This is a genomic window from Mangrovimonas xylaniphaga (assembly GCF_001280435.1).
Taxonomy (GTDB): domain Bacteria; phylum Bacteroidota; class Bacteroidia; order Flavobacteriales; family Flavobacteriaceae; genus Mangrovimonas_A; species Mangrovimonas_A xylaniphaga.
Map to the genome: position 1 here is coordinate 284,960 of NZ_LBIP01000013.1, position 15,506 is coordinate 300,465.

At 38.0% G+C, this 15,506-nt stretch carries 16 protein-coding genes; 6 read left to right on the forward strand and 10 right to left on the reverse strand.

Annotation, left to right across the window (positions count from 1 at the left end; translation table 11 throughout):
* Positions 1–59 precede the first annotated feature (59 nt).
* The 4 genes from ZA06_RS01380 to ZA06_RS01395 are packed head-to-tail and all read left to right on the forward strand — an operon-like array spanning position 60 to position 4,159.
* The gene (locus ZA06_RS01380; RefSeq protein WP_053975623.1) at positions 60–1,925 is read left to right on the forward strand and encodes a potassium channel family protein; all 1,866 of its coding nucleotides are present in this window, start codon (positions 60–62) and stop codon (positions 1,923–1,925) included.
* Position 1,926: 1 nt separating this feature from the next.
* A complete protein-coding gene (locus ZA06_RS01385; protein ID WP_053975624.1) occupies positions 1,927–2,667 on the forward strand; it encodes a DUF6090 family protein in 741 nt (246 codons plus the stop codon).
* Positions 2,664–3,422, forward strand: a complete 759-nt coding sequence (locus ZA06_RS01390) for a DUF6090 family protein (protein WP_053975625.1) — start codon at positions 2,664–2,666, stop codon at positions 3,420–3,422. The genes ZA06_RS01385 and ZA06_RS01390 overlap by 4 nt, the downstream gene beginning before the upstream one ends.
* Positions 3,419–4,159 (forward strand): DUF6090 family protein, encoded by a 741-nt coding sequence (locus tag ZA06_RS01395; protein ID WP_053975626.1) that lies wholly within the window; start codon positions 3,419–3,421, stop codon positions 4,157–4,159. Before ZA06_RS01390 ends, ZA06_RS01395 begins: the two co-directional genes overlap by 4 nt.
* A gap of 273 nt (positions 4,160–4,432) precedes the next feature.
* On the opposite strand, the gene ZA06_RS01400 is transcribed toward ZA06_RS01395, so the two are convergent.
* The 3 genes from ZA06_RS01400 to ZA06_RS01410 all read right to left on the reverse strand — a co-directional run bounded on the left by ZA06_RS01400 (position 4,433) and on the right by ZA06_RS01410 (position 7,382).
* Positions 4,433–5,008 (reverse strand): hypothetical protein, encoded by a 576-nt coding sequence (locus ZA06_RS01400; RefSeq protein WP_053975627.1) that lies wholly within the window; start codon positions 5,006–5,008, stop codon positions 4,433–4,435.
* 3 nt (positions 5,009–5,011) lie between these two features.
* A complete protein-coding gene (locus ZA06_RS01405; RefSeq protein ID WP_053975628.1) occupies positions 5,012–6,415 on the reverse strand; it encodes a M20/M25/M40 family metallo-hydrolase in 1,404 nt (467 codons plus the stop codon).
* Positions 6,416–6,503: 88 nt separating this feature from the next.
* Positions 6,504–7,382, reverse strand: a complete 879-nt coding sequence (locus ZA06_RS01410) for a PPK2 family polyphosphate kinase (protein WP_053975629.1) — start codon at positions 7,380–7,382, stop codon at positions 6,504–6,506.
* Between the two features lie 130 nt (positions 7,383–7,512).
* Between ZA06_RS01410 and ZA06_RS01415 the strand changes: the two genes are divergently transcribed.
* The gene (locus ZA06_RS01415; protein ID WP_053975630.1) at positions 7,513–8,250 is read left to right on the forward strand and encodes a hypothetical protein; all 738 of its coding nucleotides are present in this window, start codon (positions 7,513–7,515) and stop codon (positions 8,248–8,250) included.
* 70 nt (positions 8,251–8,320) lie between these two features.
* Here the strand turns inward: ZA06_RS01415 and ZA06_RS01420 are convergent, their stop codons facing one another.
* The 7 genes from ZA06_RS01420 to ZA06_RS01445 form a co-directional block, all read right to left on the reverse strand.
* The gene (locus ZA06_RS01420; RefSeq protein ID WP_053975631.1) at positions 8,321–9,484 is read right to left on the reverse strand and encodes a sigma-54-dependent transcriptional regulator; all 1,164 of its coding nucleotides are present in this window, start codon (positions 9,482–9,484) and stop codon (positions 8,321–8,323) included.
* Positions 9,485–9,499: 15 nt separating this feature from the next.
* A complete protein-coding gene (locus ZA06_RS17240; protein ID WP_394332238.1) occupies positions 9,500–9,868 on the reverse strand; it encodes a mechanosensitive ion channel family protein in 369 nt (122 codons plus the stop codon).
* Between the two features lie 39 nt (positions 9,869–9,907).
* On the reverse strand, positions 9,908–10,390 hold the full coding sequence (locus ZA06_RS17245; protein ID WP_394332239.1) for a mechanosensitive ion channel domain-containing protein: 483 nt from the start codon (positions 10,388–10,390) through the stop codon (positions 9,908–9,910).
* 3 nt (positions 10,391–10,393) lie between these two features.
* Positions 10,394–11,707 (reverse strand): ABC transporter permease, encoded by a 1,314-nt coding sequence (locus ZA06_RS01430; RefSeq protein WP_053975632.1) that lies wholly within the window; start codon positions 11,705–11,707, stop codon positions 10,394–10,396.
* A gap of 2 nt (positions 11,708–11,709) precedes the next feature.
* Positions 11,710–12,636: an ABC transporter ATP-binding protein gene (locus ZA06_RS01435; protein WP_053975633.1), complete on the reverse strand. Its 927-nt coding sequence runs from the start codon at positions 12,634–12,636 to the stop codon at positions 11,710–11,712.
* Between the two features lie 353 nt (positions 12,637–12,989).
* Positions 12,990–14,114 carry a molecular chaperone DnaJ gene (gene dnaJ, locus ZA06_RS01440; protein WP_053975634.1) on the reverse strand — a complete coding sequence of 375 codons (1,125 nt, stop codon included), beginning with the start codon at positions 14,112–14,114 and terminating at the stop codon, positions 12,990–12,992.
* 9 nt (positions 14,115–14,123) lie between these two features.
* Entirely contained in the window at positions 14,124–14,675 is a 552-nt protein-coding gene (locus ZA06_RS01445; protein ID WP_053977018.1) for a nucleotide exchange factor GrpE, read from the reverse strand.
* A 156-nt stretch (positions 14,676–14,831) separates the two neighbouring features.
* Between ZA06_RS01445 and ZA06_RS01450 the strand changes: the two genes are divergently transcribed.
* Complete coding sequence (locus tag ZA06_RS01450) at positions 14,832–15,506, forward strand: YceI family protein (RefSeq protein ID WP_053975635.1); 675 nt, start codon at positions 14,832–14,834, stop codon at positions 15,504–15,506.

The following is a 15,506-nucleotide window of genomic DNA, read 5'->3' on the forward strand; positions in this document are numbered from 1 at the left end:
CTATTTTCTCTCCATTATAAATTTCCTATTATAATTTCCTTTCAAATCCTCTACCTGATATGAAAACATTGACCAGCCTAGTTCTTTTTCTTTTGGTTTCTTGGTCTAGTTTATCTCAGGAAATGGAATTGAAACGCTATTCCTATTCCAAATTATTTCAAATGATTGAAGAGGAACAGGATACTATTTTTAGACTTAAAAATGCTGAAATTGTCTACAATGAAGCTACAGACTCTCTCTTTCAGGCAAAAGCAAATAATTCGATAGATTCTATTATTAGTACTCAGAAACAAAAAGTCATTAACAAAGTATTATTTTTAGATAATGTACAATTCTTAACTTCAAAAGATAAGGAAGATGAAACCGTTAATAACGGTGTACTACAACACATCACCTTCCTAAAAGAAGTAACATTTAGCCAATGTGCCTCCATCCCACTTTTTAACTGCCACTTTAAGGGAAGGCTATATTTATTCCTAGAAAACAGAGACAATCAAATAGACAATATAATTAACTATATCCAAAACACTTGGAATCAAGGTGAATTCCAAACAGCAACCTTTGGATTGACTATTCTGAATTGTCATTTTTATAATGAAACTGTCATTGCATCAAGCTTGATCCCACATAAACTTGACTATCCATACAACTTGACCGTTATTATTGATCGTTGTACATTTTATGAATACCAACCCCTACACGAAAATTACAATAGTAACTTCTTTTTAATCTTTAGAAGCATCAACAATCTGCACTTCGCTAACAATCGAATTATAGGTGAATCAACCCTCATAAATTTTGTTTCAGACAAGGTGGATTATACCGGGATAGAAGCAAATGAATTTTTAGAGTCTTCTATTTTGCTTCGTGTTACGGAAATGCAAGGCATAAACCTTTTAAATATTTCAAAAAATTCTTTTGGAAATCATGTGGGACTTGCTATTGATACTTTTGACCCAAAACATATTGTTGATTGGGAATCTCTAAAAGGAAAGCTCTTCTCCACCCAAACCTATGATAATTATTTTTATAAGACAAACCCTCCATACATTAACATATCAACTAAAGACTTAAAAAGTTATTTAGACCAAAGATTACAAGACAAAGACATTTTTAAAGGAGAATTAGCTCTTCGGGGCAAATTGCTCAACCACTATAATGATATTCTGGACACCGAAAGTAAAAACTCAGTCTATATAGAATTAAAAGATTTAGAAACACAAAAGCTTGCCTACGAATATAAAACAGCCCCATCCTTTGACACCTATTTTCAATGGAAAGTTAATCAATTTTTAAAGCTGTTTTCCAATTATGGCACTAAACCTTCCAAAGCCATCATCTTTTCACTGTATGTCATCATTTTCTTTGCGATCATCTATCTATTTTTTCCAAACAGTTGGGATTCTCATGGCAGAAAACGCATCATGGACCGTTTTACCTTTTTTATAAAATATATGAAAAAGGACGCGGGAATACATGAAGTGTACTTGGAAGATAAACAACCCGATTTAATGGAATATGAAGCTTTTAAAAACTTATTAATCCAAGCTAGCCCGCAAGTCCCAAAATTTTTCATTATGACCGGCTTGCCCCTTTACAAATGGACTATTGCCAGAACCAATTTACACGCCTCAATTTTAAGCAAATTCGATATCATGAAAGGTACATGGCAAGATTTACCTTTAAAAAAACGGTTCTGGAAATCTATTTTATTGATAGGCGCTTTTTTGGTTGCCATTATATATGATCTTTTCATCAAAATACTGAATGCTTTAATGCTCTCCATAAACACCTTTACCACCCTTGGTTTCGGAGAAATCCCCATTAAAGGCTTCCCTCGTTACCTTGCTATTTTACAAGGATTTATTGGTTGGTTTATGTTGACCATTTTTAGTGTTTCACTTATATCTCAATTACTCAACTAGCATGTACACCTTTTTCAGTTCCATCCGCAAACAACTAGCCACACAAAACAAAGCAGCCGCCTACATGCGCTATGCCATTGGGGAAATTGTGCTGGTGGTGATTGGAATTTTAATTGCACTTCAAATCAACAATTGGAATTCCTACAGGAAGGACAGACTTCTTGAAAAACAATATTTAGAGAACTTTTTACGAGACCTTAAAAGCGATTCCATTAGTTTAACCTATTTCTCAAATTCCTCTCCTAAAAAAATAGAAGTACTCCTCATGGCCAGAGATCATGTACTTCATCAAACACCTATAAAAGACACTCTAGACTTCATCAATAAAATGGGATATGGAGGGGTTGGCAGTAGAGGAACCATGGTAGAATCCAAAAGCACCTATGATGACATTATAAGTACAGGAAATCTCCTTCTATTAAAGAATGAAAATCTCAAACAACATTTGCTTTTTTATTATCAATTCTCAGAACATACTAAACGGTATCTAGGAAACCTGCAAACAGAATACGCCACATTTATGAATTCCTACTTCCCTTTTGATAGCGAAGGAACTTTTAAAACAGTCCCTAAAGAGATCCCGCAAATTCTTGAGGCTCTGAAATCTGAAGAGTTTTTACGACTGGCGAATTCCGAATTAACCTATGCCTATGCCTTAAAAACTCGGGTAGAAATAATTTCCAAACTAAACGAAGCAACCAAGGCCCTCATTAAAACCGAACTAAACCTCCACAGCAAATGATGCACTTCTTCTCAAAAATTCGCTACAAACTAGCTGCAGAAAATAAGGCTTCCAAATACATGCGTTATGCCATTGGAGAAATTGTCTTGGTGGTGATTGGTATTTTGATAGCGCTTCAAATCAATAATTGGAATGAAAACAGAAAGCTACAAGTTGAAGAACAGCAAATCTTAAGCAGTTTATTGGAAGATTTAAAAGCAGCAAAAAAACAATCAGAAGAATCCATAATCAAAGAAAAGTTGGCCATAGACGAAATGGAAGCAGCTTTGGGCAACAAAGAAGAGCGAACAAACTTCTTTAACAAAGAAAACAACAACCCCCTTTACCATAATATCTTTTGGGGTTTTGAAATTGATATTCCGGTCATAAACGCCTACGAAGAAATTAAAACCTCAGGAAAAACAGACCTCATCAGTAATAAAACTATCCGAAGTCATTTTACCAATCTAGAACGTAGCATCAACAACCTCAACAACCTCATGGACGACCGAATAAGAGTACATCAGTTGCGAATAGATGAAATTGTAGTAGAATACCTCAACTTTTTACCCCTCCTTAAAGCGGAATTTCCTAAACTCTCCATTGAAACGGGACCTCCAATTGATTTTGAAGCTATTATGGAGCAACCTAAAATAAGGAATTTGATAGGCATAAAACTGGAGCTAAGTACCAGTGTTTACTATTACAGAAAACAACTATCCGATGAAATCCAACTGCTTATCGAACTCCTCGAGAAAGAAATTGAGAAACCATGATTAAATTCTTTAGAAACATTCGCAAACAACTAGCAGCACAGAACAAAACTGCAGCCTATTTGCGCTATGCCATTGGCGAAATTATATTGGTGGTCATTGGCATATTGATTGCCTTACAAATCAACAATTGGAATGAAAACAGACTTGAGAAACGTTCCGAAAATAAAATTCTTGGCAACCTCCATTCAGAATTTGCAGAAAACCTAAAGGACCTTGAAAACATCAATGTACAACTTCAGGAAACCATCAATTCTATGGAAAAGGTCTTTGGACTATTCCGAACGGAAGATCTCCCATATACGTCTCATCAATTAGACAGTTTGCTTTCCCAATCCCTAAACAGTCCTACTTGGAAGCCTAGTGATTTTGTACTTAACGAGCTCAAAAATTCTGGAGGACTCTCTAAATTGGGTAATGAAGATTTAAAACGCTTATTGTTTGAATGGTCCCGCTCCTTTGCCGAATTACAGGAAATACAAACCCAAACAGAAAACACCAATATCGCATTGATTCATTACATCAAGCAGCATGGGTCGCTTAGAAATATTGATCATCTGGGCAAGTATTTTACCTATCCGCCATCAAACATCCATCAAGGCAACCAAATCCTTTTAAAGGAGTTTCAATTTGAAAACTATATTGATGATAAATTATACATTTTAAGGCAACAAGTGGAGTTTTTCAAAACTACCAAAACTCTAATTTCTAAGATTTTGAAACTCACAGAACCCACCTAAAACACTCATTTACAAAAGTTAAATTCAACATAAAGAGACCATAAGCCCTTACACAAAACAGTAACTTTGTAATATAATTAATAGCATATGGACAATTTTAATATTGTTGTTTTATTTGCAGTACTCCTTTTTGCCCGTTTAGGAATTAGACTCTATACCAAATATCAGGAACTCAAAAAAGAAACAGACAAGGACACTTCCAAATAGAAAGCACTACATCCTTTCGGAAATATTCCGTTCTTTTTGAACTTTATTTTAGATATCTAAAAGAATTTATTGTTTTACCGTTCCGTTGAATTGACTAATGCTGGAATTGATAGGATTCCCTGAACTCCTTCTAAAAGAAGCTATCTGCCCAGCATGCCAAATGGCATCTGCTAACGGGCCATTGATGGCATTCCAAAATGGAAATTCACGCTCTCCAAACACGATTTTATAATCAGACAAACCATCACTGATACGTAGGGTATCCGCAATCTGTTTTAAATTCAAAAGGGTTTGTTTGCGCTTTTCTTCAAAACTTGAATTGGAAAAATCCCGTTTTGTATTGGGTTGCTTTAGAGTTGCATCCAAAACCACATAACTCAAGTTCAAAATATGGTCAATAGTCTCACCTGTAGAACGCACTTCAGAGCTTGGGCTATATGCCAAATCGGTTTCGGTTAAACCTTCGGTTGCCCAATAATACCGAAATCCCAATCCGTCTACCATTCTAGCCGCCACGGTTCCTGCCGTGTAGATTTCGGATGCTTGAGGCAATTCATAATAAGGTAGTGTCGTGTCCATATCCTTTTGGGCAAAAATAAGGGATGCCATCAATAGCATCCCTCCTGTTAAAATTATCTTCATGTACTAATCGTTTAATTCTGAAATATCCGAGATGGTTCCTGTCCCATACTTATCAAACAAATACACTAAAGCCGTCATCGTAGCAGCTCCCAGTTCCAATTCGCGTTTGTTAACATGCTCGAAGGTATCGTTTGATGCATGGTGATGGTCAAAATAACGCTGTGAGTCTGGATGCAATCCAGCCAACACCATATCACCACCTTTCAACGGACCAATATCTGCGCCACTACCTCCTTTTTCAAAATAGTGAATTAAGTAGGGCTTGAACAAGGCCTGCCATTGCTGCACTTTATTAAACACAGCATCACTGCAATCAAATGAAAAACCTCTCGGTGTAAAACCTCCCGAATCACTTTCCAAAGCAAATACATGATGCTCGCCGTTGGCCTTGGCAACTTCGGCGTATTTTTTTCCGCCGCGCATTCCGTTTTCTTCATTCATAAACAACACCACTCTAATACTTCTCTTAGGTTGGATTCCACTCTCCTTCAACAAACGCAATACATCCATTGACTGAACAACGCCTGCTCCATCGTCATGAGAACCGTCACCTAAATCCCAAGAATCCAAATGACCTCCAACCACAATATATTCATCAGGGAATTCACTTCCCGTAATTTCTCCAATCACATTATAGGATTGCACATCCTTTAATTGCTTACAATTCTGACTGAAATAAAACTTTAACTGACTATTCAAGGCCAACATAGAACTCAACAATTCTGCATCATTAGTACTAATAGCCGCCGAAGGGATGCGTTGGTCATTTGGCAAATCGCCATAACTCATGGCTCCGGTATGTGGAAAATCGTCCAAGCGCAAGTTCACAGAACGCACGATAACGCCCAAAGCTCCATACTTAGCTGCTTCCTTTGCCCCTGAATATCGCTGGTCTACACAGCCTCCATAAGCTTGGAATGTATTTATCAAATCGGCTTGCATTGGGCGATTGAAAAACACAATCTTCCCTTTGATTTTTTCACTTCCCAACTCTTTCAATTCATCAATACCCTTTACCTCCACAACTTCAGCCTTCAAGCCCCCATTTGGAGTTGCAATAGAGCCTCCCAAAGCACAAATATTTACATTGGTTGTAATTCCCGGAGAGGTTTCTACATAAGCAAATTCCGGGGCTCCCCTTACCCATCTTGGCACCATAACAGGTTGCAACCATACTTTATCCAAACCTAATTGCTCCAATTCTTCTTTGGTGTATTCTACCGCTCGTTCGGCATTTAAGGAACCTGACAAGCGTCCACCAATTTGATTGGACAGATAGTCCAGCCATTCGTAGCTTTTGCCATTGGTTAAAGATGTAGTGTAAATGTTTTTGATGACTTCGGCATCTTCTTGGGCTTGTATTTGAAAAGAAAACAAAACAACCAATAGGGCGATGATGTGCTTCATAAAAAATAATTTTGGGCTCTAAAGATAATAGTTCTTATAAGGCATCCTCTAAAAGAAACCTTAAAATTAATAACGGTATTTAATGTGATTATTCATTTTCCAATTGTCGTTTGTAGGATTCCAAATGAGCCTTGATTTCATCATCCAACTCCGGCTCCTCAATATCATGATAGGTTTGCAAGGTATCCAACAAAACCCGAGCTACAATATACCTAGCGGTTGCCTTATCATCGGCAGGAATAATATACCAAGGTGCATGTGGTTTGCTGGTGTTGTTTATAGCATCCTCGTAACAATCTTGATATGCATCCCACAATTCACGCTCCTTAAGATCACCTGGAGAAAACTTCCAATTCTTCTCTTTTTTCTCCAAACGACGTAACAACCTATCTTTTTGCTCACTTTTGGAAAGGTGCAGAAAAAATTTAAATACAATGGTTCCATTATCTGCAATATGCTGTTCAAAATTGTTGATTTCCTTAAAGCGTCTCTCCCAAAACGTTTCATCGATATCTTCCAACGAGGTAACATTTGGCAAATTTTCACCCAAAACATATTGCGGATGCACACGGGTTACCAAAACATTTTCATAATGCGTACGGTTGAAAATCCCGAATTTTCCTCGAGCGGGAAGCCTTAGGTAATGACGCCATAAATAATCATGTTTCAATTCAAGTGGCGTGGGCGTTTTAAAACTGTGCACCACGATTCCACGAGTATTAAAATCCTTGAACACTTCCCTGATCATGCTGTCCTTCCCAGCGGTATCCATGCCCTGAATACATACCAAAACGGCATATTTGCCATGCGCATACATGGTATCCTGCAGTTTTCCCAAAGTAACACGCACCTCTTCCAACTCTTTTTCAATCTTATCTTCGGAAGCATTTAAATCGTAAGTAGTTTTGTGTTCTTCCAAAACTACAGGTCCTGAGGCTTTAAAATGGTCAATTTTTATATTTTTCATCAACTTGATATTTATGGTCTTACTTCCACTTAAATATAGGAAAATTATGATTTCACTAAAAAAAACATACGCTTTACCGATTTTTTGCTACTTTTATCGAGCCTACTTAAATTATTAAACCCAAATCACTATGAAAAAAATCTACATTTTCTCATTAGTCTTATTAACCAGTGCCGTAACATTTGGGCAATCCTTATGCTCGGACGCACAACCAGATGCCGTGTATGCCTACTCTCATGTGAAGACGGCCTACGACTCTAACAATTTAACCCACCTGAAGCAATATTCCAAACGTTCTTTGGAAGCTTTTGAGCGTGTTAAAACAACCTTGGAAAATTGCGGAGGTTGCAAAACCGCCTATAACAAAGCCTATGATGGTGCCGAGTTATTAGCTAAAGTGGCTTCGGCAGAGACCTTTGAAGACGGAAGATATTATGTGAAAAAAGCCAAAGAAATTGCACAGGAAACCATCACAGAGTTAGACATGTGCACCAAAGGAACTGGTACTTCCGGTAATCAAGACCTAGCCGATTTGGAAAGCGCACAGTTTGAATTGGAACAACAACAATTGGAATTACAACGCAAGCAAGAAGAAATCAAACAAAGACTTGTGGAGCAGCAACAAAAGGAAATAGCCATTAAAAAGGAACTGTTGATTAGCGAAGCTGGATCTTCTATTACTGAAAACATTAAATCCTACAACAAAGTTTTATCCTCTTGTGGCTGCCAATCAGAGAACATTAATTTTGCAGAAAACAAAACCGAATTGATGGATAAGTCCTTAGAAGAAATTAGATCTTTCTACATTAATACTATGGCCGCTATTACCAATACCTATCTAGAACGCTTAAACTCTTGTAAAATGTAATTTTACAGGATCGCTTATAAAAAAAGAGCAACCAAATGGTTGCTCTTTTTTTATCTAAATAGTCTGTTCTTTATTTCGCAGCAAAGAGCTTTACATCATCCTCACTCACTTCCTTACCTCCCAAAATAATCAAACGCTCCACAACATTTCGTAATTCACGGATATTCCCAGTCCAGTCATAATGCTGCAACAATTTTACAGCATTATCTGAAAAGGACTTTACCCCTGTTCCTTGTTCAGATGCGATTTTTTTAGCAAAAAAGTCTATCAATAATGGGATATCGTCACGTCTGTCATTTAAAGAAGGGACTTTGATAAGAATCACCGCCAAACGGTGGTAAAGGTCTTCTCGGAATCTTCCCTCGTCAATTTCCTTTTTTAAATCCTTATTGGTCGCAGCCACGACACGAACATCTACTTTAATGTCCTTATCGCTTCCCACACGTTGGATTTTATTCTCCTGTAACGCCCTTAACACTTTTGCCTGAGCAGACAAACTCATGTCTCCAATTTCATCCAAGAAAATGGTTCCGGCATTAGCAGCTTCAAACTTACCGGCCCTGTCTTTTACCGCACTTGTAAAGGCTCCTTTGATATGTCCGAACAATTCACTCTCTATCAACTCCGACGGAATTGCAGCACAATTCACCTCAATTAACGGGCCTTTAGAACGTTCACTCTTTTCATGTAACCAGTGCGCCACCAATTCCTTTCCTGTTCCATTGGGTCCAGTGATAAGCACTCTCGCATCTGTAGGGGCTACTTTTTCAATCATGTCCTTGATTTGCTCAATAGCACCACTTTCACCCACCATTTCATAATTTCTGCTGACTTTCTTTTTCAACAGTTTATTTTGCACCACCAATTCCTTTCTGTCCAAGGCAATCCTAACTGTGTTGAGCAAACGGTTTAAATCTGGCGGCTTGGAAATATAATCGAAAGCTCCAAGGCGCATGGTGTTTACTGCCGTATCCAAATCACCGTGACCGGAAATCATCACCATAGGAATTTCTGGTTTCAATTTTTTGACTGCTTCCAAAACTTCTACACCATCCATCTTTGGCATTTTGATATCGCAAAGGATTAAATCGTAATCGTCCTGTTTTACCTTTTCAACTCCAGCCAAGCCATCTTCGGCTTCTTCCACAACATAGGTATCATTTTCTTCGGAAAGGATTTTCACCAAAACTCTTCTAATGGCGGCTTCGTCTTCAATGACTAATATTTTTGGCATAGTATTTTGTTTCGGTTATTGCTTTTTGGGTTCTATAATATGAATGTCCCTTTGAGGGAATGGGATAGAAATGTTGTTCTCCCTAAACAAACGATCTATTTCAAAACGAATATCACTCTTTGGAAAGGCAGCTTTAAAACTATCATTAAGGGTAAAAATCAATTTAAAGTCCAACGAACTATCTCCAAAATTGATAAACTGTACCGCTGGCTCAGGATCCGGCAATACCTGTGGATGTGAACTAGCTGCTTCCAACAATAATTTTTTCACCAATTGCACATCGCTTCCATAGGCCACGCCCACCTGAACACTTTCCCTGGTTGTAGTACCATTTTGCGTCCAGTTATACAAACTATTGGTAAGATATAAGTGATTAGGAATCACCAACACTTTATTATCGGCGGTTACGGCACGAGGGGGTTTTTATTTAATTTTTTCCACACGCCCTACTTTACCTTCAATTTCAATAATATCGTTAACAGACACTGTTTGATCTACCAGAATGAAGATTCCAGAGATGATATCCTGGAACAAGGTCTGCAAGGCCAAACCAACACCAATCAATAAGGCGGCAGATGCCGCAAAAATGGCGGTGACATTCACTCCAACCGAATCGAATACTACAAGGAGCACGATAAGATAAATGAGCCATCTAGAGAATGAAAAGACCGTATCAAACTTCACCCTATTTTCTTCGGGCATGCGTTTGGACACTAATTTTTTGAGAAAAGTCAACACTACAGAAGTAATCCCATAGATGATAAACACCAATAAGATCAATCCTATGGTGATTTTTATACTACTATCTTCGTTGGCATAAATAACCTTTCCCAAAAAACTGGTGATGGTATCCCAAACACTACTTTCTGTAACGATGGTTTCAATTTTGTCAATAGGATCTTGCATACCTTAATATTTTAACCACTTATATAACTCTTTATAACTTGGCTTCTTTCCGTACATCAAGATACCTACGCGATAAATTTTGGCAGCAAACCAAACTGTAAACACAAAGGTACCTATCAATAATGCTAAAGATAATAATTGCTGCCAAATAGGAACTCCAAACGGAATTCTCATAAGCATTACTACTGGTGAAGTGAATGGAATAAATGAGAATACCGTAGATACCGTTCCATGTGGATCTTCTATAACTGTAAACACACCAACGTAAACTGCCAAAATAAGCGGCATCAAGATAGGCATCATGAATTGTTGCGTATCGGTTTCGTTGTCCACAGCAGCACCAATGGCCGCATAAAGGGAACTATATAACAAATAACCACCAACAAAGAAGAACATAAAAGCCACAATTAGATTGGCAATCGGTAAATTTTGAAACGCCATAAAGCCCAACTTCAACTTGGATTCAAATTCGGGCGATTGTACAGCCTGCTGCATAATTTCTTGCTGCGGGGTATGCATATCTATGATACTGATCCCGAAAATAGCAGACACCACAGTCATAAGCACCCCTCCCAAAATAATCCAGATGATAAATTGGGTAATTCCCGCTAAGGAAGTTCCTATAATTTTCCCCATCATCAATTGGATAGGCTTAACGGAAGAAATGATGACTTCAATAATTCTACTGGTTTTTTCTTCAATAACGCTGCGCATGATCATGTTCCCGTAAATAATGATGAACATAAACAGCAAATATCCCGCCATACCGCCAAAAGCCAGCTTTAGAACATTGTCAATCTTGGAGGTCGTTTCTCCGGAAAATGTTTCTTGTGCTATGTCGATACTAATTCTTGAAGAATTAATCATGTCAAGATCAACGCCGTTACTCTCTAATTCTAAATCGGTCATTTTTTTCTCCAAACTTCTTTCCAGACTAGACATAACTGTTAAAGATGGGGACTCCTCTGAATAAAAAATAATCCCCTTTGAAGCCGAAGTAGAATCTACCTGCTTTGGAATATACAGCAATCCATAGTCTTCCTGCGCTTTGACCAAAACCTTAGCTTCCTCCAAAGAAGAATTGGTTAAGTAATTATAGGTGGTATTATCGGTATTTTGGAACACCTCTTCCAACAGACCTGTTTGGTCCAACACAGAAATACTGCGTTTTTTATTATTGTTCAGTTGGGTTAAATAAGCGACTACCGCAATAAGCGCTATCATGATCAACGGGCTCAAGACCGTCATGATGATGAACGATTTATTTTTGACTTTCGTCAAATATTCTCGTTTTATGATAAGAGGTAAATGGTTCATGCTTAATTATTTTTCACGGTTTCAATAAAAATATCACTGGCACTTGGAATCACTTCCACAAAATGATGTACTTCTGCTTTAGAGGTCAAAAAGGTCAACAAATCGTTGGAAGTAGCACCCCCATTAAGCTTAACATTCAACTTCAAATCATCGTTTAGATTCTTAAAGGTTGCCGGCAGCACTTCAAACCTATCACGAATGGCTCTTGTTACCCCATCCACATCAGCTGTTTGCAAACCAACTTCAAACGTATTGGTTTTGTACTGTCGTTGGATATCTGTCAACTTACCATCCAAAATTTTATTGGATTTATTAATCAAGGCAATATGGTCACACAATTCCTCGACAGATTCCATACGGTGTGTAGAAAAAATAACCGTAGCTCCTTCGTCCCGTAACTGAAGGATTTCATCTTTGATCAAATTGGCATTGATCGGGTCGAAACCTGAAAAAGGCTCGTCAAAAATCAACAACTTTGGACGGTGCAGTACCGTTACCACAAATTGGATTTTTTGGGCCTGCCCCTTACTTAGCTCTTGGATTTTTTTATTCCACCAATCACCTATTTCCAATTTATCGAACCAATATTTCAATCGTTGCTTGGCTTCTGCCTTACTCATCCCTTTCAACTGGGCCAAGTAGAGTGCCTGCTCTCCTACCTTCATCGATTTGTACAAACCTCGCTCTTCCGGCAAATAGCCAATGTCCTTGATATGCTCTTGATGTAGCGCCTTACCGTCAAGCATCACGCGACCGGTATCGGGCATAGTAATTTGATTGATGATTCGGATTAAAGTGGTCTTTCCTGCACCGTTAGGTCCCAAAAGTCCAAAAATACTTCCCTTGGGAACGGCTATTGAAACGTCATTTAGTGCTTTAAAGTCTCCAAACTTTTTGGAAACAGCCTCAGCCACTAATAAATTGTCCATAGATTGATTTCTGCTAATATGTTGTTTGAGCTGTAAAGATATTAAATGTATACCAAGAACATCTAAAATGGCAAAAAAACTCGCCTTCCCAATCCTGAAAAAAACATGAATTTACTGTCAAAATATATGAGGGCACAAAAAATTTTAGAAAGAAAATTCAAACATTGAATGGACTTTAGAAAAAGAAGAGGCCTGATTGAACAAATGACATAAAAAAGGCACTTCTATAAAAAACAAAACCCACCCTTAAAAGAATTAAGGATGGGAAAAAATTGCTATGAAAAAGAAAAATTACCACTAATATTTAATTAGTGACAATCAAATATAGTGTTTTTTATCAAATTAACAGATTATTAAGAAAACATATCTTTTACTTTTTCAAAAAAAGATTTATCTCCACTCTCTGGCTTTGGTGAAAAATGGTCGTCATTTCTCATCTTTTCGAAGAATTCACGCTGTTGTTTGTTCAAGGTTTTTGGCGTCCAAACATTCACGTGAACCAATAAATCCCCAGTTCCGTAACCGTTAATACTTGGAATTCCCTTGCCTCTTAAGCGCAAAATCTTACCAGATTGTACCCCTGCTTCAATTTTGATCCTAACTTTTCCTGTTACCGTATCTATTTCTGTAGTATTACCCAAAACTGCATCTGGCATACTTACATACAAATCATAGTGCAGATTATCGCCTTCTCTTTTTAGGGTTGGATGATCTTCCTCTTGAATAGCTACCAATAAATCTCCAGCAATACCATTACCAGGTGCATCGTTACCTTTTCCGGTTACTTTAAGCTGCATGCCATCTACAACACCTGCTGGAATTTTTACAGATACAGTTTCCTCTACAACCTTCATACCTTGCGCATCAGCATCAGATGGTTTTTGGTCGATAGTCTGTCCTGCACCACCACAAGCCGTACAAGGCGAAGCCGTTTGCATACGTCCTAAAATAGTATTGGTTATCCTGGTTACCTGCCCGGTACCATTACAAGTACCACAAGTTTTATAGGTAGTTCCTGGCGCTTGAACTTTACGCTTTACTTTGATTTTTTTCTCAACCCCATTGGCTACTTCTTCCAAGGTCAAGGTTACCCTAATACGCAGGTTACTTCCCTTAACACGTCTTTGGCCACCGCCAAATCCTCCGCCAAATCCTGAGAAGCCACCGCCACCAAAAGCACCGCCAAAAATGTCGCCAAACTGACTGAAGATGTCATCCATGTTCATGCCACCTCCGCCAAATCCGCCACTGCCATCAAAGGCTTGGTGACCAAATTGGTCGTAACGTGCACGTTTGTCTGGGTTACTCAATACTTCATAAGCTTCTGCCGCTTCCTTAAACTTAGCCTCCGCTTCGTGGTCCCCTGGATTTTTATCAGGGTGGTACTTCAATGCCAGTTTTCGGTATGATTTTTTAATTTCTGCTGCAGTAGCCGTTCTCTCTACCTCTAAAATCTCGTAATAATCAGTCTTTGCCATGTATTCAGTTTATTGTCCTATTACTACTTTTGGGAAACGAATTACTTTATCGCCCAGTTTATAACCTTTTTCGATAACATCGATAATTTTCCCTTTTAAATCTTCGTTTGGTGCCGGAATTTGTGTCACAGCTTCATGATCGTCGGCATTAAAAGCATCTCCTGCTGCAACCTCAATCTCGCTCAAGCCTTTTTGTTGCAGGGTCGATTTCAATTTTTGTCTGATCAATTCCACACCTTTCAACAAATCTTCCGCATCGCTTTTGGAAATTTCTGAATAGGCTCTATCAAAATCGTCCAATACAGGCAACATCGCTTTCATGACATCCTCACTTGCCGTTTTAAACAATTCTACGCGCTCCTTAGAGGTTCGCCTTTTGTAATTTTCAAACTCTGCAAACAAGCGCATAAACTTGTCCTTTTCCTTGGCCAAGTCTTCATTAAGTTTGTCTTCAATAGATACTTCTGCTTCTGGAGTTCCTTCTGCTTGTGTATCTTCTGCCACAGGCTGCTCTACCTGTTGGTCTTCTATGGGTTGTTCGTTCTGTTCTTTTTTACTCATGCTAAACCTATTTTTAACTTCAATAACAGTTGGCAAAAGTACTGCCATTATTATTAAAATGTCAAAATGTCACCAAATAATTTTCACCCTAAATGCTATCTTCTGGAACATTTTATATTTTTGTTGCTTAACAATTCATTAAAAACACTAATTACCATGAAAAAAAGAATTTTTAACGTATTTACGGTACTGGCTTTAACCATGGCGGTTGTTAGCTGTCAAGACAAAGGCAAAAAGGCTACAACTACAGAAGCGGAACCAGTTGCTGAAAGTACTACGGTTACTGAAAAATTTGTTATCGACTCTACAGAGTCTACTATTTACTGGAAGGGTTTTAAACCAACAGGTTCACATCACGGAACTGTAAAATTGGAAAAAGGAGTATTCAAAGCCAATGGAACTGATTTGGTAAGTGGTTCATTTTTAATTGACATGAGATCTCTTGTTGACATGGATATGGAGCCTGGGGACATGAAAGATAAATTGGAAGCCCACTTAAAAGGTACTGTTGAAGGAAAAGAAGGCGACTTCTTTGATATCACTAAATTCCCAACAGCAGCATTTGAAATAACTGGATCACAACCTACTACTGAAAACAAAAGTCTTATATCTGGAAACCTTACTATAAAAGGTATCAAGCAAAACATTACTTTCCCTATTTCGGTAACTAATGAAGGTGAAACTATTTCTATTTTGAGTGACACTTTTACAATTGACAGAACCCAATGGGAAATCAACTTCCGCTCTAAGTCAATTTTTGATGATTTAGGAGACAACTTCATCAACGACGAAATCCAATTGAAGTTTGTATTGAAAGCTACAAAAGCTTAA